This is a genomic window from Variovorax sp. PAMC 28711 (genome assembly GCF_001577265.1).
In the GTDB taxonomy this organism is placed as follows: domain Bacteria; phylum Pseudomonadota; class Gammaproteobacteria; order Burkholderiales; family Burkholderiaceae_C; genus Variovorax.
This window is the reverse complement of sequence record NZ_CP014517.1, coordinates 809,572-832,978: the sequence shown is the minus strand read 5'-3', so window position 1 is coordinate 832,978 and position 23,407 is coordinate 809,572. Positions and strand designations below refer to the sequence as shown.

Annotated in this window: 17 protein-coding genes and 3 pseudogenes; 14 read left to right on the top strand and 6 right to left on the bottom strand. The window is 66.8% G+C overall.

Features of this window, described 5'->3' with window-relative positions:
- Nucleotide 1: 1 nt before the first annotated feature.
- A complete protein-coding gene (gene puuE / locus AX767_RS04275) occupies nt 2-916 on the bottom strand; it encodes an allantoinase PuuE (protein ID WP_068628919.1) in 915 nt (304 codons plus the stop codon).
- A 34-nt stretch (nt 917-950) separates the two neighbouring features.
- Entirely contained in the window at nt 951-1,616 is a 666-nt protein-coding gene (locus AX767_RS04270) for a GntR family transcriptional regulator (RefSeq protein ID WP_068628917.1), read from the bottom strand.
- An 85-nt stretch (nt 1,617-1,701) separates the two neighbouring features.
- Here AX767_RS04270 and uraH point away from each other — a divergent pair, with 85 nt between their 5' ends.
- Nucleotides 1,702-2,052, top strand: a complete 351-nt coding sequence (gene uraH, locus AX767_RS04265) for a hydroxyisourate hydrolase (RefSeq protein WP_068628915.1) — start codon at nt 1,702-1,704, stop codon at nt 2,050-2,052.
- Nucleotide 2,053: 1 nt separating this feature from the next.
- Here uraH and AX767_RS04260 read toward each other — a convergent pair whose 3' ends face one another.
- Entirely contained in the window at nt 2,054-2,578 is a 525-nt protein-coding gene (locus AX767_RS04260) for a hypothetical protein (protein ID WP_068628913.1), read from the bottom strand.
- 53 nt (nt 2,579-2,631) lie between these two features.
- Here AX767_RS04260 and xdhC point away from each other — a divergent pair, with 53 nt between their 5' ends.
- Both xdhC and AX767_RS04250 read left to right on the top strand, forming a co-directional pair.
- Nucleotides 2,632-3,438 (top strand): xanthine dehydrogenase accessory protein XdhC, encoded by an 807-nt coding sequence (gene xdhC / locus AX767_RS04255; RefSeq protein ID WP_068628911.1) that lies wholly within the window; start codon nt 2,632-2,634, stop codon nt 3,436-3,438.
- Between the two features lie 184 nt (nt 3,439-3,622).
- Nucleotides 3,623-4,828, top strand: coding sequence for a urate hydroxylase PuuD (locus AX767_RS04250; RefSeq protein WP_068628909.1), 1,206 nt, complete (start codon nt 3,623-3,625; stop codon nt 4,826-4,828).
- 13 nt (nt 4,829-4,841) lie between these two features.
- Here AX767_RS04250 and AX767_RS04245 read toward each other — a convergent pair.
- Nucleotides 4,842-6,235: pseudogene (locus AX767_RS04245) on the bottom strand (8-oxoguanine deaminase).
- Between the two features lie 41 nt (nt 6,236-6,276).
- Here AX767_RS04245 and AX767_RS04240 point away from each other — a divergent pair.
- Nucleotides 6,277-7,614, top strand: coding sequence for a glycerate kinase type-2 family protein (locus AX767_RS04240; protein WP_068628907.1), 1,338 nt, complete (start codon nt 6,277-6,279; stop codon nt 7,612-7,614).
- Here the strand turns inward: AX767_RS04240 and AX767_RS04235 are convergent, their stop codons facing one another.
- Complete coding sequence (locus AX767_RS04235; RefSeq protein WP_068628905.1) at nt 7,615-8,388, bottom strand: SDR family NAD(P)-dependent oxidoreductase; 774 nt, start codon at nt 8,386-8,388, stop codon at nt 7,615-7,617. It lies immediately after the preceding gene.
- A 166-nt stretch (nt 8,389-8,554) separates the two neighbouring features.
- Here AX767_RS04235 and AX767_RS04230 point away from each other — a divergent pair.
- The 9 genes and pseudogenes from AX767_RS04230 to AX767_RS22240 all read left to right on the top strand — a co-directional run bounded on the left by AX767_RS04230 (nt 8,555) and on the right by AX767_RS22240 (nt 21,056).
- Nucleotides 8,555-9,806, top strand: a pseudogene (locus AX767_RS04230) (NRAMP family divalent metal transporter).
- 175 nt (nt 9,807-9,981) lie between these two features.
- Nucleotides 9,982-11,577: a xanthine dehydrogenase small subunit gene (gene xdhA, locus AX767_RS04225; protein ID WP_068628903.1), complete on the top strand. Its 1,596-nt coding sequence runs from the start codon at nt 9,982-9,984 to the stop codon at nt 11,575-11,577.
- A 1-nt stretch (nt 11,578) separates the two neighbouring features.
- Nucleotides 11,579-14,005: a xanthine dehydrogenase molybdopterin binding subunit gene (gene xdhB, locus AX767_RS04220; protein WP_068628901.1), complete on the top strand. Its 2,427-nt coding sequence runs from the start codon at nt 11,579-11,581 to the stop codon at nt 14,003-14,005.
- Between the two features lie 14 nt (nt 14,006-14,019).
- Nucleotides 14,020-14,997: a LysR family transcriptional regulator gene (locus tag AX767_RS04215; RefSeq protein ID WP_068628899.1), complete on the top strand. Its 978-nt coding sequence runs from the start codon at nt 14,020-14,022 to the stop codon at nt 14,995-14,997.
- Nucleotides 14,994-16,529 carry an ABC transporter ATP-binding protein gene (locus tag AX767_RS04210; RefSeq protein WP_068628898.1) on the top strand — a complete coding sequence of 512 codons (1,536 nt, stop codon included), beginning with the start codon at nt 14,994-14,996 and terminating at the stop codon, nt 16,527-16,529. Before AX767_RS04215 ends, AX767_RS04210 begins: the two co-directional genes overlap by 4 nt.
- Nucleotides 16,516-17,670: an ABC transporter permease gene (locus tag AX767_RS04205; protein WP_068628896.1), complete on the top strand. Its 1,155-nt coding sequence runs from the start codon at nt 16,516-16,518 to the stop codon at nt 17,668-17,670. Before AX767_RS04210 ends, AX767_RS04205 begins: the two co-directional genes overlap by 14 nt.
- Nucleotides 17,670-18,590, top strand: coding sequence for an ABC transporter permease (locus AX767_RS04200; RefSeq protein WP_068628894.1), 921 nt, complete (start codon nt 17,670-17,672; stop codon nt 18,588-18,590). The genes AX767_RS04205 and AX767_RS04200 overlap by 1 nt, the downstream gene beginning before the upstream one ends.
- 45 nt (nt 18,591-18,635) lie before the next feature.
- Nucleotides 18,636-19,802, top strand: coding sequence for a BMP family ABC transporter substrate-binding protein (locus AX767_RS04195; protein ID WP_068628892.1), 1,167 nt, complete (start codon nt 18,636-18,638; stop codon nt 19,800-19,802).
- Nucleotides 19,803-19,872: 70 nt separating this feature from the next.
- Nucleotides 19,873-21,056 (top strand): annotated as a pseudogene (locus AX767_RS22240) (MFS transporter).
- A 79-nt stretch (nt 21,057-21,135) separates the two neighbouring features.
- Here AX767_RS22240 and AX767_RS04185 read toward each other — a convergent pair.
- The gene (locus AX767_RS04185) at nt 21,136-22,194 is read right to left on the bottom strand and encodes a YidB family protein (protein ID WP_068628890.1); all 1,059 of its coding nucleotides are present in this window, start codon (nt 22,192-22,194) and stop codon (nt 21,136-21,138) included.
- Nucleotides 22,195-22,409: 215 nt separating this feature from the next.
- Between AX767_RS04185 and AX767_RS04180 the strand changes: the two genes are divergently transcribed.
- The gene (locus AX767_RS04180) at nt 22,410-23,396 is read left to right on the top strand and encodes an adenosine deaminase (protein WP_237288624.1); all 987 of its coding nucleotides are present in this window, start codon (nt 22,410-22,412) and stop codon (nt 23,394-23,396) included.
- The last annotated feature ends 11 nt before the right edge of the window (nt 23,397-23,407 follow it).

Here is a 23,407-nt window from a genome sequence, read left to right as displayed (position 1 = left end):
GTCAGTCTCCCTTTTTTGGTGTGAACGGATGCACCTTCTTCCAGTGCCGGGCAATGTCGATCCGGCGACAGACCCAAACCTTTTCGTGGCTCTGGACGTAGTCGAGAAAGCGCTGGAGCGACCCGATACGACCCGGCTTGCCGAGCAGGCGGCAGTGCATGCCGACGCTCATCATCTTGGGCGCGGTGTCGCCCTCGGCGTAGAGCGCGTCGAAGCTGTCCTTCAGGTAGTTGAAGAAGTGATCGCCGGTGTTGAAGCCTTGCGCCTGGACGAAGCGCATGTCGTTGCAGTCGAGCGAGTAGGGCACCACCAGATGCGGCACCATGTCGCCGTCGCTCTTGGCGACTTCCATCCAGAAGGGCAGGTCGTCGCCGTAGTAGTCGCTGTCGTATTCGTAGCCGCCCTGGTCGACCAGGAGGCGGCGCGTGTTGGGGCTGTCGCGCCCGGTGTACCAGCCGAGCGGCCACTGCCCGCCGGTCATGTCTTTCAGCACATGCGTGGCGAGGCCCATGTGGCGGCGCTCGTTCTGCTCGGGCAGGTTCTGGTAATGAATCCAGCGCAGGCCGTGGTTGGCGATCTCGTAGCCGTTTTTTAGGAAGGTGTCGAGCAGTTCGGGGTAGCGCTGCAGCGCCATGCCGACGGCGAAAACGGTCATCGGCAGGCCGCGCGATTCGAACTCGCGCAGGATGCGCCACACGCCGGCGCGCGAGCCGTATTCGTACATCGACTCCATCGTCATGTGGCGGTTTTCGTAGGCTTGCGCGGTGACGAGTTCCGACAGGAAGGTCTCGGAGGTCGGGTCCCCGTGAAGCGGATTGTTCTCGCCGCCTTCCTCGTAGTTGAGGACGAACTGGACGGCGATCTTCGCGCCGCCGGGCCATTGCGCGTGCGGCACGTCGCGGCCGTAGCCGACCATGTCGCGGGGTAGACGGAAAGTGAGGAGTTGTCGGTCATGACAGGGCGAGAGAGATGTCGTTGGTCGGAATCTTGCGGTCGAAAGTCAGTTGGGCTTCGACGTGCTCGAGGTGTTCGGTCATCAGGCGCACTGCGCGTTCTTCGTCCCTGGCCGCCAGCGCTTTCACGATGTCGGCATGCTCATCATTCGAATGTTCGGCTGCGCTCGCTGTCTGATACATCAGCGTGATGAGCGCGCAGCGCGAAATCAGTTCTCCGAGAATTTGTGCCAAAACGGTGTTGCCCATGAGTTCGGCCATGCGAACGTGAAAGTCGCCCAGCAGTTCGGTGCGATCGGAAATGTCTTCCCCCGCGACCGCTGCCTTTTCCAGCGCCACATGCTCCCTGAGCGATTTGATCTTTCCCGGCGTGACGGTGCGGCAGAACTCGCGGGCCATCGAGGCTTCGAGCATGCGGCGCACCGAAAACACCTGCCTGGCTTCGTCCACGGCGGGGGCCGCGACGAAGGCCCCACGCGCTGGCTCGAGACGGATCAGCCTGTTTTGCGAGAGCTGGAACAAAGCTTGCCTCACCAACGTGCGCGAGACGCCGAAATGATCTGCCAACTTTTGCTCGGCGAGTTTGCTGCCGGGCTGGAGCCGGTGTTCCACAATCGCCTTGGTGAGCGCATCGACGATAGAGCGCGTGGTGGTCGAATCCATTTTTTGATGATAGTCCCAGACAAAAAATCTGTATACACTTTTGTCGACTGAAATATATGATCCCCTCATTCACAGGAGTTGACCGATGGGCCTGAGCACTCACGTACTGGACACGATGCATGGCGGACCGGCCGCCGGCATGGAAGTGGCACTGTTCACGACCCGCGGCGACGAGGCCACGCTGGTCAAGCGTTTCACGCTGAACGCCGATGGCCGGAGCGATGCGCCGCTTTACGACAACCACACGATCAAGGTCGGCACCTATCGCCTGGTTTTCGACGTTGCGGGTTATTTCGGCAAGCTCGGCGTGACCTTGCCGGAGCCGAACTTCCTCGGCAAGGTGTCGCTCGACTTCGGCGTGGCGCGCACCGACCAGCACTACCACGTGCCCCTGCTTGTGAGCCCGTGGAGTTATTCCACCTACCGGGGTTCGTGAGTCAGAGTTGGCCTTCGGTCAGGGTGTCCAGCTGAAAATGTCCGCCCTTGTCCCAGAGCCAGGTGTCGGTCCACGTGACCTTGCCCAACTGCGTCGCTGCAGGGAAGGGCGACGCCGCCAACACGGTGCGCTCGATCTCGGCGATGACTTCCGGCGCGTGTTTGGGCGCACGCATCCAGTGCATCGACAGCACCTTGCCGCTGGCGTCGAGGTTCACCTGCAGCGTGCCGACCGCATAGAGGATCGGCGGCAGTTGGCCGGCGTAGATGCGTGCCTTGTTGGCTTCGTAGATGTGGCGCGCCGCATCGCGACGGTAGTCGCGCGGCGTGGCGGCGGCAGAGGCGCGCGGTGCCTTGCCGGGAATCGCCGCTTGCGGCGTGGCGTCGCTCAGCTGGCCGGGCACCGGCGAAGTGATGGGTGCATGCGGGCCGGTGCTGCCGCAGGCGGCGAGCCACAGTGGGGCGAGCAGGGCGCCGCAGCGGGCGAGGGCAAAAACGGTGCGGCGCGAGCGGGTCGTCAAAGTCATCGGCGGATTTATACAGTGGTGCGCCGACGGGCGGGCAACCGGAAGATTCCGACATGACCGGATTCGTCGACGAGTTGCTGGCCAGATTGCAGCGCGAGGACGCCGTGCTGGTCCGCGTCACCGCGACTCAGGGCTCGGCGCCGCGCGAGGCCGGCACCTGGATGGCGGTGTGGGCCGACGGCCTCACGGCGACCATCGGCGGTGGGCAGCTCGAATTCCAGGCCACGCAGATCGCGCGCGAAATTTTGGGCGGCGAGCGTTCCGTCGACGACGTCATGCGTTACGCGCTTGGGCCCAGTCTCGGCCAGTGCTGCGGCGGCGTGATGTTCCTCGCGTACCAGCGCGTGACGGCGGCGGACCGCGCGGCGCTCCGGGAAGAACTCGTGGCACGGCTGCCGCCGGTCGCGCTGTTCGGCGGCGGGCATGTAGGTGCGGCACTCGCGCGCCTGCTGGCGTCGCTGCCGTTCTCGGTGCGCTGGATCGACAGCCGCGACGGCGTCTTTCCGACGGAGGTGCCGGCCCAGGTCCAGACCGAGCATTCCGAGCCGGTTCAGGACGCGGTGGCGCAGCTCGCGCCCGGCTCGCGCGTGCTGATCATGAGCTTCAGCCATGCCGAGGACCTCGACATCGTCATCGCCTGCCTGAAGCGTTTGCGCGAGACGGGCGACCTGCCGTATGTCGGCCTCATCGGCAGCAAGACGAAGTGGGCGACGTTCCGGCATCGCCTCGAAGCGCGGGGTTTTTCTGAAGACGAAATGGCGCGCATCACCTGCCCGATCGGCGTGCCGGGCATCGGCGGCAAGGAGCCCGAGGTGATCGCTGTGGCGGTGGCGGCACAGTTGTTGCAGGGTTTGCACTGACCACGCTCGAAAATCACCTTCCCACGCAAGCAACGTGTATACACTCCGGTCCACAACAAGCCGCAGCGGAGCCAGGTCATCACGACCTGCGTTCGCGGCACTTTCTCTGCTTACAGCGCCCGCAGTGGTGAGCAGACGCAAAACCTCTCGCGGCGTTTCCACACGTCGCCAAGGCTGAAGGCACATGGAAAGTTACTACCTCGACTGGGCCAATCTGCTGCTGCGCTGGGTCCACGTGATCACCGCGGTGGCCTGGATCGGCGCTTCCTTCTACTTCGTGATGCTGGACAACAGCCTCGAGAGGCCGCTCGACCCCGAATCGCTCGACAAGGGCGTGGGCGGCGAGCAGTGGGCCGTGCACGGCGGCGGCTTCTACAACATGCAGAAGTACTTGCTGGCGCCCAAGAAGGTGCCGGACCACCTGCACTGGTCTTACTGGGAGAGCTACACCACCTGGATCACCGGGTTCTCGCTCTTCACGATGTCGTACCTGTGGAACGCGAGCACGTACCTCATCGACAAGTCCAAGATGGACTGGCAACCGGGTGCCGCCATCGGCGTCGCATTGGCCTTCTTCGTCGTGTTCTGGATGGTCTACGACGGCATCTGCCAGGTCTTCGGAAAGCGCAAGAACGGCGACACCATCGTCGGCGTGCTGATCGCGCTCTTCATCTGCTTCGCGACCTGGCTTGCGTGCCACTGGTTCGCCGGGCGCGCGGCCTTCCTGCTGGTCGGCGCGATGATGGCCACGACCATGAGCGGCAACGTGTTCTTCTGGATCATTCCGGGCCAGCGCAAGAACGTCGCCGCGCTGCGCGAAGGCCGTCCGGTCGACCCGGTGCACGGCCAGCGCGGCAAGCAGCGCAGCGTGCACAACACCTACTTCACGCTGCCGGTGCTCTTCGCGATGCTGAGCAACCACTACAGCTTCACCTACACGCACAAGTACAACTGGATCGTGCTGCTGCTCATCATGCTGGGCGGCGCGGCGATTCGCCAGTTCTTCGTGGTGCGGCATCGCTTCAAGCTGGGCAACGCCAAGCATCCCCTGCCGTATGCGCTGTTCGGCATCGCGGTGCTCGGCTTCACCATCGTCTGGATGAAGCCCGAGCCTGTCGCTGCGCCGGTGGCCGGCGCGGTGGTGCAGAAGGTGGCGTTCGGCGACGTGCAGAAGGTGCTGGAGCAGCGCTGCTACATGTGCCACGGCACGGCGATGCAGATGAAGAACGTGCGCGTCGATTCGCCCGACCAGGTGGCGGCGCATGCGCAAGGCATCTACCAGCAGGTGGTGGTCACGAAGATCATGCCGATGAACAACGCGACGGGGATCACGGACGCCGAACGCGCCTTGATCGGCAAGTGGTTCGAACAAGGCGCCACCACGAAGTGACGCGCCACCGCGCCTAGCGCGTGCCGGCCAGTTGCAGGGCAAGCACGTTGTGCCGCTCCACCAGCGGACCGAGATCGACCGTCGCGAGCCGGCCTTCGCGCACGACCACGCGGCCGTTCACGATCGTCCAGGCTGCCGTCGGGCTCGCGCACAGCAGCAGGCTCGCCACCGGGTCGTGCACCGCGCCACCGCGAACCCGAGCGTTCGCACGTCGAAGAGCGCCATGTCGGCGCAGAGGCCGGGCGCGAGCTGGCCGATGTCCTTGCGGCCAAGGACCTCAGCGCCGCCGCGCGTTGCGATGCGCAGCGCGTCGCGCGCTGTCATTTCCGCCGGTCCGTGATCGCAGCCGAACGGGTCGAGCGAGCGCCGCACGCGCGCCATCAGCAAGGCCTGGCGGGCTTCGCCGAGCATGTGCGAGCCGTCGTTGCTCGCGCTGCCGTCGACGCCCAGGCCGACCGGCACACCGGCGTCGATCATCCGTCGCACCGGCGCCAGGCCGGACGCGAGGCGCATGTTGCTGCATGGGCAGTGCGCCACGCCGGTCCGGCTTTGCGCGAAGAGGCCGATGCCGGGCTCGTCGAGCTTGACGCAGTGCGCGTGCCAGACGTCGTCGCCCAGCCAGCCGAGGTCCTGCGCGTATTCGGCGGGCGTGCAGTTGAATTTCTCGCGGCTGTAGGCGATGTCGTGGTCGTTCTCCGCCAGGTGGGTGTGCAGCCGCACGCCGAGCCCGGTGAACGAGCGCGCGAGCGCGGCCGATTCGCGCATCAGGTCGCGGCTCACGCTGAAGGGCGAGCACGGCGCGACGGCCACGTTGAGCATCGACCCGTGCGAGGCGTCGTGCCAGGTTTCGATGAGCCGTTGTGTGTCTTTCAGGATCGCGTCTTCGCGCTCGACCACGCTGTCGGGCGGCAGGCCGCCGGCCGACGCGCCGACGCTCATGCTGCCGCGCGATGCGACGAAACGCATGCCGATCTCCTGAGCGGCCTCGATGCTGTCGTCGAGCCGCACGCCGTTCGGGTAGATGTAGAGATGGTCGCTGCTGGTGGTGCAGCCGGAGAGCAGCAGTTCGGCCATCGCGATTTGCGTGGACACCTGCACCATCTCCGGCGTGAGGCCGGCCCAGATCGGGTAGAGGCCGCGCAGCCACGAGAACAGCTCGGCGTCCTGCACGGCCGGGATCGCGCGCGTCAGCGTCTGGTACATGTGGTGGTGCGTGTTGACCAGGCCCGGGATCACGACATGACCACGCGCATCGATCACTTCGTCGGCGGTCTGCGGCAGATCGGCAGCGAGGCCGATCGACTCGACCAGGTTGCCGCGCACGAAAATCGACGCGTCCCGCAGTTCGGTGCGTGCGTCGTCGAAGGTGGCGACGCAGTCGGCATGGCGGATCAGCAAGGTGGTCATGACGCGGGACAATCCATGAAAACAGAACGGAGACAGAAACCATGATCGCATCGATTTCCGGGCAGCCGACCCCCGACGCACGCACCGCGCCGCGCGAATTCCTCGAGCACCTCTACCGCGTGGCGGTCGAGCGCGCGCTGCCGCTGGCCAGCATCGGTGTGCACCTGCCGGCCCCGCCCAAAGGCCGCACGCTGGTGCTGGGCGCGGGCAAGGCGGGCGGCTCGATGGCGCAGGCGCTCGAAGCGCTGTGGCCGGCGGACGCGGCGCTGTCGGGGCTCGTCGTCACCCGCTACGGCCACGTGCCGCCGCGGCCCGATGGCCTGAAGCAACGCATCGAAGTGGTCGAGGCGTCGCATCCCGTGCCCGACGAAGCCGGCCTGCGCGCCGCCGAACGCATCCTCGCGCTGACCGAAGGGCTGACAGCGGACGATCTCGTGCTGTGCCTCATTTCCGGTGGCGGCTCGGCGGTGCTCACGCTGCCGGCCGACGGCATGACGCTGGCCGACAAGCAGCGCATCAACCAGCAACTGCTCGAGAGCGGCGCCGGCATCGGCGAGATGAACTGCGTGCGCAAGCACCTGTCGCGCGTCAAGGGCGGGCGCCTCGCCGCAGCCTGCGCGCCGGCGCAGGTCGTCACGCTCACGATCAGCGACGTGCCCGGCGACGACCCGGCCGTGATCGCCAGCGGCCCGACCGTGCCCGACGCCACCACCTGCGCCGACGCGCTCGCCATCCTCGACCGCTACCGCATCGAGGTGCCGGCCACGGTGCGCGCCGACCTCGAAAGCGGCGCGCTCGAAACGCCCAAGCCCGGCGACGCCGTGTTCGCCGGCCACACCACGCATCTGATCGCCACACCTCAGCAATCACTCGAAGCGGCGGCCGCGGTGGCACGGGCGGCCGGCGTTGAGGCGCACATCCTGAGCGACGAGATCGAAGGCGAATCGCGCGAGGTCGGCAAGGTGCATGCGGCGCTCGCGCGCTCGGTGGCGCACCGCGGCACGCCGTTCTCGAAGCCCTGCGTGATCCTTTCGGGCGGGGAGACGACCGTGACGATCCGCCCGCGCCAGCTCGGCCAGCCCAAGGGCCGCGGCGGCCGTGCCGGCGAGTTCTGCCTGGGCCTGGCGGGTGCGCTGATGGGGCAACCCGGCGTCTGGGCGCTGGCCGCCGACACCGACGGCATCGACGGCGTGGAAGACAACGCCGGCGCCTTCGTCACGCCCGACACGCTCCGGCGCGCCGAGGTGAAGGGCTGCAAGCTGGCTGCGCACCTCGACCGCAACGACGCCTATGGCTACTTCGATGCGATCGGCGACCTGCTCGTGACCGGGCCGACGCACACCAACGTCAACGACTTCCGCGCGCTGCTGATCCTCTGATCAACCTTTCGTGAGCCGCATGCCGGCGTCGAGCAGGAGCACTTCGCCGGTCGTCTTGGCAGCGCCGGCACCGAGCCACCAGGCGGCTTCGGCCACGTCGTCGGGCGAGATCACCGCGTCCAGCGTCGCACGCGCCTTGTAGCCTTCGACGGCCTGGGCGTAGCGCTCGGCGCCCATGCCCTCGACCAGCCAGGGTGTCTCGACCAGGCCCGGCGCGATCGCGTTGACGCGGATGTCCGGGCCGAGCGCGCGGGCCAGCCCCGCCGTCATCGCGTTCAGTGCGCCCTTGCTCGCCATGTAGGCGATCGACGAGCCCACGCCCATCATCGACGCGACCGACGAGATGTTCACGATGCCCGCGGCGGCGCCGTCCCGCTTTTTCAACAGCGGCACCAGCGCGCGGCTCATCTGGTAGGCGCCGATCACGTTGACCGCGTAGATGCGCTGGAAGTCCTCGGCCTCCAGTCCGTCGAGGTTTTTCAGCGCGACGAACTTGGTGGTGCCGGCATTGTTGACCAGCGCATCGGCGCGGCCGAAGCGTGCGTCGACCTCGGCCGCGAGGCGGCGGCAATCGGCGTCCGACGACACATCGGCCTTGACGACCAGCGCGTCGGCGCCGAGCGCGCGGCACTCGACGGCGACAGCTTCGGCGGGCGCCGGGTTGCGCGAGTAGTTGACGACCACATCCCAACCGCGTCCGGCATACAGCCGCGCCGTGGAAGCGCCGATGCCCGACGACGAACCTGTCACGACGCAGACCTTGCGTGCACCCATGATGAAAACCTCTTTCTAAGAACAATGCAGAACGCCCGCCGACTCTAGGCAGAAAGTGGTGCTTCGCCCATCGGGGTCGACACCGCGCCGGTCGCCGCCGGGACATTGGCAGCGGCACGCCGCCGCCGGTCATCGTCCGGTCAGGCCGCAAGCGCATGATCCGCGCGTGAAAAAACGCCTTCCTTCCTTCCTGCGCCACGTCGGCCCCGGTGTCGTCACCGGCGCTGCGGACGACGACCCGTCCGGCATTGCGACGTACACGCAGGCCGGGCGCAGTTCGGCACCGGGCTGCTGTGGACGGTGTTCCTGTCGTTGCCGTTCATGTGGCGATCCAGCTGGTGTCGGCACGCATCGGCCGGGTCACCGGCAAGGGCGTGGCGGCGAACCTGCGCGAGCACATGCCGCGCTCGCTGCTGGTGCTGCTGGTCAGCCTGCTGGTGATCGCCAACACGATCAACATCGCCGCCGATGTGGCGGCCATGGGCGGCGCGTTGCAGCTCGTCGTCGGCGGACCGCAGCAACTCCATTCGTTTGCGTTCGGCGTGCTCACGGTGCTGCTGCAGGTCTTCGTGCCGTATCGCAAGCTCGCGCACATCCTGAAGTGGCTGACGCTCACCCTGTTCGCTTACGTGGCGACCGTCTTTGCGGTGCACGTGCCTTGGGGGCTCGTGCTGCACGACCTGGTCGTGCCGAAGCTTCAATGGAGCGGCGAGTACTGGATGATGATCGTCGCGCTGCTCGGCACCACGATCTCGCCCTACCTCTTCTTCTGGCAGGCCTCGCAAGAAGTCGAGGAGCTGCGGCTCAAGGGCGGCCGGCGCGGCACCGACAGGCAGATCCTGCGCGACCTCGGCCGCGTCAAGCTCGACACCTGGGTCGGCATGACCTTCTCGAACCTGATCGCCTTCTTCGTGATGGTCGTCGGCGCGGCGGTGCTGTATGCCGGCGGCGTGCACGACGTGACGTCCGCGGCGCAGGCCGCGGAGGCGCTGCGGCCGCTGGCGGGCAACTTCGCGTTCTGGCTTTTCGCGGGCGGCATCATCGCCACCGGCTTGCTGGCGGTGCCGGTGCTGGCGTCGTCGGCCGCCTACGCGGTGGCCGAGGCGCTGGGCTGGGAAGAGGGTCTCGAGCGGCACTGGCGCGAAGCCAAGGGCTTCTACGGGATCATCGCGCTGGCCACGTTGGCCGGCACGGCGCTGGACTTCACGCCGATCGACCCGATGAAGGCGCTCTACTGGAGCGCCGTCATCAACGGTGTCGTGGCGGTGCCGATCATGGCCGCCATGATGGTGCTCGCCACCCGCACCGAGGTCATGGGGCGTTTCACCTCGGGCCGCAAGACGCGCTGGCTGGGGTGGGGCGGCACGGCACTGATGGGCGTGGCGGCGCTGATGATGGGCTGGGACCTGGTGCGCTGAGCGCGACGTCAGGTTAAAAAGTGGCGGTTCGGCCGCTTTCCTTGTTGAAAATGCAGGCCCGTGACATATTCGCCGGCGGATGTGCGGTATCGCGTGCGGTGTATTTGTAGAGCAGGAAGAACCTTTACCGTCACGGCTGGCGCAGGACGGCGTCTTTCTTGCAAGAACAAACCCCATGAGCATGAGCACCAGCACCCAACCGATCCGTTTTTTCCACAAGGGCCGTATCGTCGAAGTGACCGACGCCTGCCCGACACGCACCGTGCTCGATTGGCTGCGTGAAGACGCCCGGTGTACCGGCACCAAAGAGGGCTGCAACGAAGGCGACTGCGGCGCCTGCACCGTCGTCATCGGCGAACTGGCGGCGCCTGGAGCCGAAGGCGCGGTCGGCGGTCTCCAACTGCAAACGGTCAATGCCTGCATCCAGTTCCTGCCGACGCTGAACGGCAAGGCGCTCTTCACCGTCGAAGACCTGAAGGTGCAGTGCGGCCAGTCGGTCGACCTGACGCGGCACGACAAACGCAAGGTGCGCGAACTGCACCCGGTGCAGCAGGCGATGGTCGAGTGCCACGGCTCGCAGTGTGGCTTCTGCACGCCGGGCTTCGTGATGTCGCTCTGGTCGACCTACGAGCACCATCAGGCAGAAGGCACCCGGCCCTCGCGCCAGCAGCTCGCCGACGACCTGTCGGGCAATCTCTGCCGCTGCACCGGCTACCGCCCTATCCTCGATGCAGGGCAGCGCATGTTCGACCTGCCGGCCGTGCGGCTCGACACCGCGCCAGTGGTCCAGGCGCTCGGCGGTCTCCGGCAAGAGAATGCTTTCGAATACGCCGTGACGTCAGGCGGGCGCACCGACCGATTCCACGCCCCGAAAACGCTGGCCGAACTGGCCGCGCTCCGGATGGAAAAACCCAAGGCGCAGGTGCTGGCCGGCTCGACCGATGTCGGCCTCTGGGTCAACAAGCAGTTCCGCGAGCTGGGGGACATCATTTACGTGGGCGACGTCGCCGAAATGAAGACGGTAGCGGAACGGGATGGCGAGCTCTATATCGGCGCCGGCGCCTCGCTCGAGGACGCGTTCGGTGCGCTGTCCGCGCGCTTCGAAGGCCTCACCGACGTGTGGCTGCGCTTCGCCTCGCCGCCGATCCGCCATGCCGGCACGATGGGCGGCAATGTTGCCAACGGCTCGCCCATCGGCGATTCGCCGCCCGTGCTGATGGCGCTCGACGCAGAGATCGAACTGCGGCGAGGCGAGCGCGTGCGGCGCATGCCGCTCACCGATTTCTACGTCGACTACCTGAAGAACAAGCTGGAGCCGGGCGAATTCGTGCAGGGCCTGGCGGTGCCGATGTCGGTGGCCTCGCGGCGGGTACGGGTCTACAAGATCAGCAAGCGCTTCGACTGCGACATCTCCGCGCTGTGCGCCGGTTTCTCGCTCGCGCTCGACGGCGACACCGTCACGGACATCCGGCTGGCGTTCGGCGGCATGGCCGCCACCGTGAAGCGCGCGGCAGAGGCCGAAGCGATGTTGCTCGGCAAGCCGTGGACCCAGGACAGCGTGAATGCGGCCAAGCTGGCATTGGCGCAGGATTTCCAGCCGCTGTCGGACATGCGGGCTTCGGCCAGTTATCGGCTGCAGGTGGCGCAGAACCTCATTCAGCGCCTGTGGCTCGAAACCCGCACCCGCGATGCGTTGCCGCCGGCCGCAACCAGTGTCTGGAGCGTGATGCCCCATGGAGCCCCTCCGGTTGTCGTGACAGAAGGTGCCTGAGATGAACAAGCCCATCGAAGCCCGCCTGCTGCAACCCGCCGAAGCCTTCGCCGACTATCTGAAGAATGCCGCCGCACGCATCGACGCCGGTGCCGAAGCCCGGGCGCAGGGCGACGGCGCGCGCGTCGGCATCAGCCGGACGCACGAGTCGGCCGAACTGCACGTCGCGGGCGAAGCCACCTACATCGACGACATTCCCGAACTCGCCGGCACGCTGCACTGCGCGCTCGGCCTGTCGCCGGTGGCGAATGGCCGGCTCACCGGCATGGCGCTGGACGTGATCCGCGCGCTGCCCGGCGTGGTGCACGTGTTCTCGGCGGCCGATATTCCGGGCACCAACGATTGCGGATCGATCGTCCACGACGACCCCATCCTCTGCAGCGGCGAGATTCGCCATCTGGGCCAGCCGGTGTTCGCCGTGATCGCCGAGACACGCGACGCGGCGCGCCGTGCCGCGGCTCGCGCGAAGGACGTGCTCATGATCGAGGTCGCGCCACCGGTGCTGACGCCGCGCGAGGCGCACGCCAAAGGCCAGTACGTCTTGCCGCCGATGCACCTCGAACGTGCGACGCACGAAGGTGGGGCAAAGACCGCCATCGCCCACGCGCCGCGCCGTCTCACAGGCAGCTTCGACGTGGGCGGGCAGGAGCAGTTCTACCTGGAAGGGCAAATCAGCTACGCCATTCCGAAGGAGGGCGGTGCGCTGCATGTGCATTGCTCCACGCAACACCCGAGCGAGATGCAGCACCTGGTGGCCCATGCGCTGCACCTTCATGCGAACGAGGTGCACGTCGAGTGCCGGCGCATGGGCGGCGGTTTCGGCGGCAAGGAATCGCAGTCGGGCCTCTTCGCGTGCGTGGCCTCCATCGCGGCGCACAAGCTGCAGCGCCCGGTCAAGCTGCGGCTCGACCGCGACGACGACTTTCTCATCACTGGCCGGCGCCACTGCTTCTGGTACGAGTACGAAGTCGGCTACGACGACGAGGGTCGCATTCTCGGCGCCGAGATTTCGATGGTGTCGCGCGCGGGCCATTCGGCCGATTTGTCCGGCCCCGTGATGACGCGGGCGCTTTGCCACTTCGACAACGCCTACTGGCTGCCCGACGTGTCGATGCACGGCTATTCGGGGCGCACCAACACGCAGAGCAACACCGCGTTCCGTGGCTTCGGCGGACCGCAGGGCGCGATCGCGATCGAGAACATCGTCGACTCGATCGCCAGGGCGCTCGGGCGCGATCCGCTCGACGTGCGCCGCCTCAATTTCTACGGCAAGACCGAGCGCAACGTCACGCCCTACGACCAGGTCGTGACCGACAACATCATCGACGAGCTCGTGACGCAGCTCGAAGACAGCAGCGACTACCGCGCGCGCCGCGACGCCGTGACCGCGTTCAACGCGGCAAACCCGGTGCTCAAGCGCGGCCTCGCGCTGGCGCCGCTGAAGTTCGGCATCTCGTTCAACGTCAAGCACTTCAACCAGGCTGGGGCGCTGGTGCATGTGTACACGGACGGCTCGATCCTGGTGAACCACGGCGGCACCGAAATGGGCCAAGGCCTCAACACCAAGGTGGCGCAGGTCGTGGCGCACGAACTCGGCGTGAGCTTCGAGACGGTGCGCGCCACCGCGACCGACACCACCAAGGTGGCCAACACATCGGCCACCGCGGCCTCGACCGGCGCCGACCTGAACGGCAAGGCCGCACAGGACGCCGCGTGCCAGATCCGCGAACGGCTCGCGGCCTGCGCGGCCGCGCGCCATGGCGGCGAAGCATCGGCGGTGCGCTTCGCCAACGACAAGGTCGAGGTCAACGGTCGCACGCTCGACTTCGCGACCGTGGTCGGCGAGGCCTATCTCGACCGCGTCCAGTTGTGGTCCGACGGCTTCTATGCGACGCCCGGCCTGAGCTGGAACAAGGAGACCCTGAAAGGCCGCCCGTTCTTCTACTTCGCCTATGGCGCGGCGGTGAGCGAAGTGGTGGTCGACACGCTCACCGGCGAGTGGAAGTTGCTGCGCGCCGACATCCTGCACGACGCGGGCCGCTCGCTGAACCCGGCGGTCGATATCGGCCAGATCGAGGGCGCCTTTATCCAGGGCATGGGCTGGCTCACGACCGAAGAGCTGGTGTGGCATCCGCAGTCGGGCAAGCTCACCACGCATGCACCCAGCACCTACAAGATTCCGACGGCCAACGACTGCCCGCCGGTTTTCAACGTGAAGCTGTTCGAAGGCGACAACTTTGAGGACTCGATTCACCGCAGCAAGGCGGTCGGCGAGCCGCCGCTGCTGCTGCCGTTTTCGGTGTTCTATGCGATCCGCGACGCGGTGTCGGCCGTGGCCGGGCACCGGGTCGATCCGCCGTTGCGCGCGCCGGCCACCAGCGAAGCGATCCTGGCCGCCATCACCGCCGTTGTTTCGGCCCCGGCCTGAGCGAACATCGACAGATGCGTGATCAAGCTCTTTTCGACAAGATCGACCTGCATCTGATCCGGGTGCTCTACACCGTGCTGACCGACCGCAGCGTGTCGCGTGCCGCGGTGCGCCTGGGCATGTACCAGCCCGCGGTGTCGGCTGCGCTCAAGCGCCTGCGCGATCTCTCGGGCGACCCGCTGCTGGTGCGCTCGGGCTCGGGCATGGTGCCGACCGACGCGGGGCTTCGCATGATCGAGCCGAGCGCCAGCATCCTGCGCGCGGCCGAGGTGCTCTTCAGCGACGCGCGCGGCTTCGATCCGCAGACCGCCACCAGCACCTTCCGAATCGCCGCGAGCGACTACCTCGACCCGCTCTTCCTGCCGATGCTGATGGCGCAGATCAAGAGCCAGGCGCCGTTGTGCAAGATCGAGATCCACGGCCTCTCGCCCGATTCGAACTACCACGCGCACCTTTCGCTCGGCCACGTGGACCTGGTCATCGGCAACTGGGCCAAGCCGCCCGAAGACCTGCACATGGCGCGGCTTTTCGGCGACGAAGTGGTGTCGCTCGTCAGCGTCGACCACCCGGCCGTGCGGCGGGGCTGGGACGCCGAGACGTGGCTGGCGTCGGAGCACATCGCGCCGACGCCGACCCATCCCGGTGCGCGCGGCATCATCGACCAGATGCTCGACGACCTCGGGCTGCAACGCAACATCACGGCGCGCTGCGCGCACTTCAGCCTGATTCCCGACATGGTGGCCTCCAGCCTGCTGGTGCTGACCACCGGGCGTCAATATTGCGAGCGTTTCCTGCCGCGCTTGCCGGTGCGCATCATCGAGTGCCCGGTCGCATTGCCGCGCCTCATGTACTACCAGCTGTGGCACGAGCGCACGCACTCGTCGAGTTCCGCGCGCTGGCTGCGCGAGCGCATCAAGACCGTGGCCGCCTCGCTGCGACCCACGACACGACCCTCTGAGACAAGAACAGACCCACTCCAGGACCCCGCATGACAGTTTCCCGACTCCAGCTTGCGAACATCACCAAACGCTATCCGGCGGTGGTCGCCAACAGCGACGTATCGCTCATCGTCCAGCCCGGAGAGACCCATGCGGTGCTGGGCGAGAACGGTGCCGGAAAATCGACGTTGATGAAGATCATCTACGGATCGGTCAAGCCCGACGAGGGCACGGTGAGCTTCAACGGGCAGCCGGTGAACATCCGCAATCCGCAGGAGGCGAGGGCACTCGGCATCAGCATGGTGTTCCAGCACTTCAGCCTGTTCGACACACTCACCGTGGCCGAGAACGTCTGGCTCGGCCTCGACAAGAGCCTCGCGCTGGCGGACGTGACGAAGCGCATCACCGCCAAGGCCGGCGAGTACGGGCTCGACATCGACCCGCTGCGCCCGGTGCACACCCTGTCGGTCGGCGAGATGCAGCGCGTCGAGATCATCCGCGCGCTGCTCACCGACCCGAAGCTGCTGATCCTCGACGAGCCGACTTCGGTGCTGACGCCGCAGGCGGTGAAGAAGCTTTTCGTCGTGCTCAACCAGCTGTCGTCCGAGGGCTGCAGCATCCTGTACATCAGCCACAAGCTGCACGAAATTCGCGAGCTCTGCACCGCCTGCACCGTGCTGCGCGGCGGCAAGGTCACCGGCGTGTGCAATCCGCAGAACGAGAGCAACGAGTCGCTCTCTCGCCTGATGATCGGTGCCGAGCCGCCGCCGCTGCAACACCGCGAAGTGAAGACGGGCGCGGTGGCGTTGCGGGTGAACGGGCTCCGGCTGGCGCGCGACGACCAGTTCGGCGTCGACCTCGACGGCCTCTCGATGGAAGTGCGTGCCGGCGAGGTCGTCGGCATCGCGGGCGTGTCGGGCAACGGGCAGAAAGAGCTGCTCTACGCGCTCTCGGGCGAAGACACGCGGGCCGAGGCCCCGATGATCGAAATGTTCGGCCAGCCCGCAGCGCGCCTGCGTCCGCGCAGCCGCCGCAAGCTCGGTGTGCATTTCGTGCCCGAGGAACGGCTGGGCCGCGGCGCGGTGCCGACGCTGAGCCTGGCCCACAACATGCTGCTGACGCGCGACAACGCGATCGGCAAGAGCGGCTGGATTCGCGTCGCCGCGCTGCAGGCGCACGCCGCCTCGGTGATCCAGCGCTTCAACGTGAAGGCCGGCGGACCGGGCGCCGCCGCGCGATCGCTGTCCGGCGGCAACCTGCAGAAGTTCATCGTCGGTCGCGAGATCGATGCGAACCCCAAGCTCTTCATCGTGGCGCAGCCGACCTGGGGCGTCGACGTCGGCGCCGCGGCGCTGATCCGAGGCGAAATCCTCGCGTTGCGCGACGCGGGCTGCGCCGTGCTGGTGGTGAGCGAGGAGCTCGACGAGCTGTTCGAAATCAGTGACCGGCTCTACGTGATCGCCAAGGGGCAGTTGTCGCCCTCGGTCGACCGCGCGGCAGCCACGGTGCCGCAAATCGGTGAATGGATGAGCGGACTCTGGCAAGGCGCCGCAGCCGCACGGGAGGCCGCACATGTTGAAGCTTGAAGCACGTCCGCAACTGTCGAAGTTCTGGAGCTACGGCTCGCCGATCCTGGCGCTGCTGATCACGGTGCTGATCGGCATGGCGCTGTTCGCCGCGCTGGGCAAGGACCCCGTCAAGGGGCTGCTTGTCTTTTTCTGGGAGCCGATCCGCAGCGGCTACGCGCTGGGCGAGCTGATGGTCAAGGCGACGCCGCTGCTGATCATCGCGCTCGGTCTGGCCGTGTGCTTTCGCTCCAACGTGTGGAACATCGGTGCCGAAGGGCAGTTCGTGATCGGCGCCATCGCGGCCGGCTACGTGGCCTTGCTGGCCGACAAGAACACCGGACCCTGGATCGTGCCGGCCATTCTCGCGGCCGGCGTGCTGGGCGGCATGTTCTGGGCAGCCATCGTGGCGCTGCTGCGCGACCGCTTCAACGCCAACGAGATCCTGGTGAGCCTGATGCTGGTGTATGTCGCGGTGCTGGTGCTCGGCTACATGGTGGCCGGCCCGCTGAAAGACCCGATGGGCTTCAACTTTCCGCAGAGCAAGAACTTCGATGCGGTGACGCAGATTCCGCGGCTGATGAAGGGCTCGCGCGTGAGCATCGGCCTGGTCATCGCGCTGGGCGGCGTGGCCGCACTCTGGATCTTCCTGTTTCGTACGCGCGCCGGTTTCGCGCAACAGGTAGGTGGCCTCGCTCCGGCCGCTGCGCGCTACGCCGGTTTTTCGGCGCGGCGCGCGGTGTGGATCGCGCTGCTGGTGTCGGGTGGCGCCGCCGGCCTGGCCGGTGCGCTCGAAGTGGCCGGCCCGATCGGCCAGCTCACGCCCTACGTGCCGGCGGGCTACGGCTTCGCGGCGATCATCGTGGCCTTCGTCGGCCGGCTGCATCCGGTCGGCATGGTGTTCTCGGCGATCCTGATGAGCATGTTCTACATCGGCGGTGAACTGGCGCAATCGCGTCTCGGCCTGCCCAAGTCGCTCACCGGCGTGTTCCAGGGGTTGCTGCTGTTCACGCTGCTGGCCTGCGACACGCTGATCGCTTATCGCGTGCGGCGCAAGCTGGCGCCCCGTCCGGCGCCGCTCGCGCAGGGCACCGCATCGCTGCAAGCCAGCACCCCGCTCACAGCGCCGTCTGTCGTGCGCGCCACGCAAGGAGTCCGCTGATGGACGCGTACGCACTCCTGCTGGGCTCGATGCTCAGTGCCGGCACCGTGCTGGCCATCGCCTCGCTCGGCCTGCTCATCAACGAGAAGGCCGGCATCGTCAACCTCGGTGCCGAGGGCCTGATGCTCTGCGCGGCCATCGCGGGTTTCGCCGTCACCGTGAAAACGGGGAGCAGCTGGCTCGGCTTCGCGGGCGGCATGGTGACCGGTGCGCTGCTGGCCGGCGTGTTCGGCTTGCTGGTGATCTGGCTCAACACCAACCAGTACGCGACCGGTCTTGCGCTCAGCCTGTTCGGCGTGGGCTTCTCGGCGTTCGCGGGCATCAACTACGTGCAGGCCAAGCTGCCCGAAAGCACGCAATACGCGCTGCCGTACCTGTCGGACATTCCGCTCGCGGGCCCGGCGCTGTTCCGGCACCACCCGATCGTGTATTTCGCGGTGTTCCTGACCTTCGCGCTGATCTGGTTCCTGTACCGCACGCGGGCGGGGCTCGTGCTGCGCTCGGTCGGCGAATCGCCCGAATCGGCGCATGCGCTGGGTTATCCGGTGCGGCGCATCCGCTTCATGGCCGTGGTGGTGGGCGGTGCGCTCTGCGGCCTGGCCGGCGCTTATTTGTCGGTGGTGTACACCGGCCTATGGGTCGAGAACATGGTGGCCGGCAAGGGCTGGATCGCGCTGGCACTGACCACCTTCGCCACATGGCGCCCGGCCCGTGTGCTGCTCGGCGCCTATCTGTTCGGCGGCGTCACGATGCTCGGCTTTCACCTGCAAAGCGTGGGGGTCGATACGCCGAGCCAGTTCCTGAACATGATGCCGTACATCGCGACCATCGTGGTGCTCGCGCTGATCTCGCGCAACCCGGCTTTCATTCGCATCAACATGCCGGCGTCGATCGGAAAACCGTTCTACCCCGGCTCATAATCTCCCTGCTTTTTTCGCCAACCTGTCCTTTGAGGATTCCTGACAATGAATGATCTGAACAAGCGTTCCCTTCTCAAGCTCGCAGCCCTGACGGCCGTGGCGTCGGCCGCGCTCGTGGGCTGTGGCAAAAAGGAAGAGGCTGCTGCACCGGCCGCTGCCGCACCGGCTGCTGCGCCGGCCGCCGCGGCTGCCGCACCTGCTGCGCCGCTGAACATCGCCTTCGCGTATGTCGGGCCGGTCGGCGACGGTGGCTGGTCGTTCGCGCACGACAACGGCCGCAAGGCGCTCGAGAAGGAACTCGGCGACAAGATCAAGACCACGTTCGTGGAGAGCGTGCCCGAGTCGGCCGACGCCGAACGCGTGTTCCGCGACATGGCGAGCCAGGGCAACAAGCTGATCTTCGGCACCACCTTCGGCTACATGGAGCCGATGCTCAAGGTCGCGGCCGACAACCCCGAAGTCAAGTTCGAACACGCGACCGGCTACAAGACCGCGCCGAACATGCGCACCTACGACAGCCGCACCTACGAAGGTGCCTACATGGCCGGCATCATCGCGGGCGGCATGACCAAGACCAACCAGCTCGGCGTCGTCGGCTCGGTGCCGATCCCCGAGGTGCTGCGCAACATCAACAGCTTCACGATGGGCGCGCAATCGGTCAATCCGAAGATCACGACCAAGGTCGTGTGGGTCAACGAATGGTTCAGCCCGCCGAAGGAAACCGAAGCGGCCACCGCGCTCATCAACGGCGGCGCCGACGTGCTGTTCCAGAACACCGACTCGCCCGCCGTGCTCAAGACCGCGCAGGAAAAAGGCAAGCGCGCGTTCGGCTGGGACTCCGACATGACGGCCTACGGCCCGAAGGCCCACCTTGCATCGGCTGTCATCAACTGGGGTCCGTACTACATCAAGACCACCAAGGACGCGCTCGAAGGCAAGTGGGCGACCGGCTCGAGTTGGTGGGGCGTGAAGGAAGGCGCGATCGACCTGGTCTCGCTGGCCGATGACATTCCGGCCGACATCAAGACGAAGGTCGAGACCGTGAAGGCCGGCCTGAAGGACGGTTCGTATTCGATCTGGAAAGGTCCGATCGTGGGCCAGGACGGCAAGGAACTCGTGGCCGCCGGCGCGGTCGCCGACGACAAGTTCCTGTCGGGCGTGAACTTCTACGTCAAGGGCGTGGACGGCAAAGTCCCAGGCGACAAGAAGTAAGCTCGTCGCTCGAGCGCTTTCCCCGAAAGGGCTGCCTCCGCAGCCCTTTTTTTCGTCCGGATTTTTTGTTGTGTCTGCCTCCGATTCCACCGACTTCCTGCGCAAAGGCACGCCCGCCTACCGCCGCGCGACCTTCGCGATCTTCTGCGCGGGCCTCTCGACGTTTGCCGCCATCTACTGCGTGCAGCCGCTGCTGCCCATTTTCGCGCGCCACTTTGGCGTGTCGGCGGCCAGCAGCAGCCTGACGCTGTCGCTCACCACCTTTTGTCTCGCGCTGTGCATGCTGGTCGCCGGCTCGCTCGCGGAAACGCTGGGCCGCAAGCCGGTGATGCTGGTCGCGCTCGGGATGTCGGGGGTGCTCGGCCTCGCCTGCGCGTTTGTCGATTCGTGGCCGGTGCTGCTGGTGCTGCGCGCGCTGGTCGGCGTGGCGCTCAGCGGCTTGCCGGCGCTGGCGATGGCGTACGTGGGGAAGAGTTCGACCCGCTGTCGCTTTCGTCGGCGATGGGCCTGTACATCAGCGGCAACGTGCTCGGCGGCCTGGCGGGCCGCCTGTTGTCGGGCGGGCTGGCCGACCTCGGCGGCTGGCGTCTCGCAATGGGCGGCATCGCGATACTGAGCATCGTGTCGCTCGCCTTCTTCGCCTGGCTGCTGCCGCCATCGCGCCACTTCAAGCCGCAGGCGCTGTCGCTGCGCGGGCTCGTCGGCAACTTCGCCATGCACCTCGGGACGCCCGCGCTGCGTGTCGGTTTCGCGCTCGGCTTCCTGTTGATGGGCAGCTTCGTCGCGGTCTTCAACTACGTTGGATTCCGGCTCGCGGCGCCGCCGTTCGGGCTGTCGTCCACGGTCATCGGTTTGCTGTTTTCGGTGTACCTGATCGGCAGCTACACGGCGCGGCAGGCCGGCGCGATGGTCGACCGGCTGGGTGCGCGCCGCGTCGTACAGGTCAGCATCGGCTTGATGCTGCTCGGCGTCGGCGCGCTGGCGACGCCCTGGCTGGCCGGCGTGGTGCTGGGCCTCGCCTTGCTGACCGGCGGGTTCTTCGCGGCGCATGCAGTGGCCAGCGGGCAGGTCGGCCAGCGGGCTCAGGGCGCCAAGGCGCAGGCGGCGGCGCTGTACCTCTGCGCGTACTACCTCGGTTCGGGTGTGCTCGGTTATGCGGGCGGTGCGCTCTGGGAACACGCGGGTTGGCTCGCCTTGCTCGGCGGCGTGGCGGCGTGCCTGCTGCTGGCGGCGGCCGCCGTGCGGCGTTGGTGAGTCGCTGGCGCCGCGGGCAAAACAGACCGCCCGAAGGCGGTCTTTTGCTTGGCGTTGCAGCGCCGCAAGCGCTGTGAATTTACTTCCGCAGCACGACTTCCACGCGGCGCAGTTCGGCGTCGGTGTTGCCGGTGGTCGAGGCTGCTGCCGGCTTTTCCAGAACGATGTTGGCTTCAGCGACACCCGCTGACTTGAGCGCATCGGCCACGGCCTCGGCGCGCTTTTTCGACAACGCGTCGTTGAGCACCGGATCGCCGGTCGTGTCGGTGAACCCGGAGATCACCGCCTTGGTATCGCCGTTGGCCTTGAGGTAGTCGACCAGGGTCTTGGCCCGTTCCGGAAACTCGGTGGAGAGCTCGGTCTTGCCGGTATCGAAGTAGACCTTGAGCGACGGCACGCCATCGATCATCGCGGCGAGGGCGCCGGCGCCGGTCGGGATCGCATCGACGACCGTCTTGGCTGCGTCCGTGACGGCCGCGGCGCCGCTCTTCGCCGCGTCGCCGGCGGCATCGCCCACTTGCTTGACCGCTTCGACGGCCTTGTTGGCGGTCGGGTTCATCTTGCTGCAGTAGCCGAGCAACAGAAGCGCCGCGATGGCGATCAGCAACCACGGCAGCCAGCGCATGAAGCCCGAGCCGGTCGAGCGGCCAGCCTGTGCGGCTGCATGGACCGTGCCGCTCACGGCTGCCGCGCCTGCGCTCGCGCCTCGGGAGAACAGGTCCTTGGTGCCGCCGATGAACTGCGAGATTTCAAGCGGGATCGTTGCCGGGACATTGCCTTGTGGCGTGAGCTTGCCGATCACCGCAGGCAACAGGAACGACAGCACCGACGAGCCGGTCTGGCTGTCGACGCCGAGCCTGGAGCTGAACATGCGCAACAGGCCTGAGGGGCCGCCGAACACTTGCTGGATCTGGTCCGTGGAAACGGCTTGTGCGCCGGCCGGCGAAGCGCTTGCGCCACCGACCCAGGATTGCATGCGTTCGCCGAGGCCGGCGGACATGAGCTTGTCCACGAAGCCGGGCAGGCCGCCCGTGTCTTTGGACGTGATGTACGCGAGAAGCAGTTGCACCAGCGACTGCGATTTTTCGTTGCCGAGCCCGAAGCGGGTGGCGACTTCCTTGATCAATGTGTCGAACATTTTTTACTCCCTGAACCGAAATGCCAGCGAAATTGCCGACCCAGCGCACGATACGCACTGCATCCCGCTCCTTCGCCGAATGCCGGATTCAAAGACGGCAGATTCGGCAATTGCGCACACTCTGGCCAATGGCCGCTTACAGTCATGCGCATGACCCGTTTTTCATCGAAGCAGCCCCCATCTCCATCGACCGCCTGCCCGCGTTGCTGCGCGCCATGCCCAAGGCCGAGTTGCACATGCACATCGAAGGATCGCTCGAGCCCGAGCTGATCTTCGCGCTGGCCCGGCGCAACAGCGTCGAGATTCCCTACGCCGACGTCGAGGCCCTGCGACGCGCCTACGCGTTCACCAACCTGCAGAGTTTTCTCGACATTTATTACGCGGGCGCGAGCGTGCTGCTGACCGAGCAGGACTTCTACGACATGGCGTGGGCCTACCTCGAACGTGCCGCGGCCGACAACGTGTGGCGCACCGAAATGTTCTTCGATCCGCAAACGCACACCGAACGCGGCGTCGACATGCGGACCGTGATCGACGGACTGCACCGTGCCTGCGTCGACGCCGAGGTGAAGCTGGGCGTGAGCGCGGCGCTGATCATGTGTTTCCTGCGTCACCTCAGTGAACAAAAGGCGTTCGAGACACTGGAGCAGGCGCTGCCGTACCGCGACAAGTTCATCGGCGTCGGCCTCGACTCGGGCGAGGTCGGCAATCCGCCGGAGCGCTTCGAGCGCGTGTTCGCGCGCTGTCGCGAACTGGGCCTGCACCTCGTCGCGCACGCGGGGGAGGAGGGCCCGCCCGCCTACGTGTGGAGCGCGCTCGATGTGTTGAAGGTCGAGCGCGTGGACCATGGCGTTCAGAGCGCGAAAGACCCGGCGCTCATGAAGCGGCTGGCGCAGGACCGCATTCCCCTCACCGTGTGCCCGCTCTCGAATCTCAAGCTCTGCGTGTTCCCGGATCTGGGTCAGCACAACCTCGGCGCGCTGCTCGATGCCGGCCTGGTGGCCACCGTGAACTCCGACGATCCCGCCTACTTCGGCGGCTACATGAACGAGAACTTCGTGCAGACCTTCGCCGCCACGGGCCTCACTGCGCAGCAGGCCTGGCAGCTCGCTGCCAACAGCTTCGAGGGCAGCTTCATCGAAGCCGCCGCCAAGGCGCGCTACATCGACCGGCTCAACGAGACGTTCGCCCAATTCGAATAATCAGGAGACTG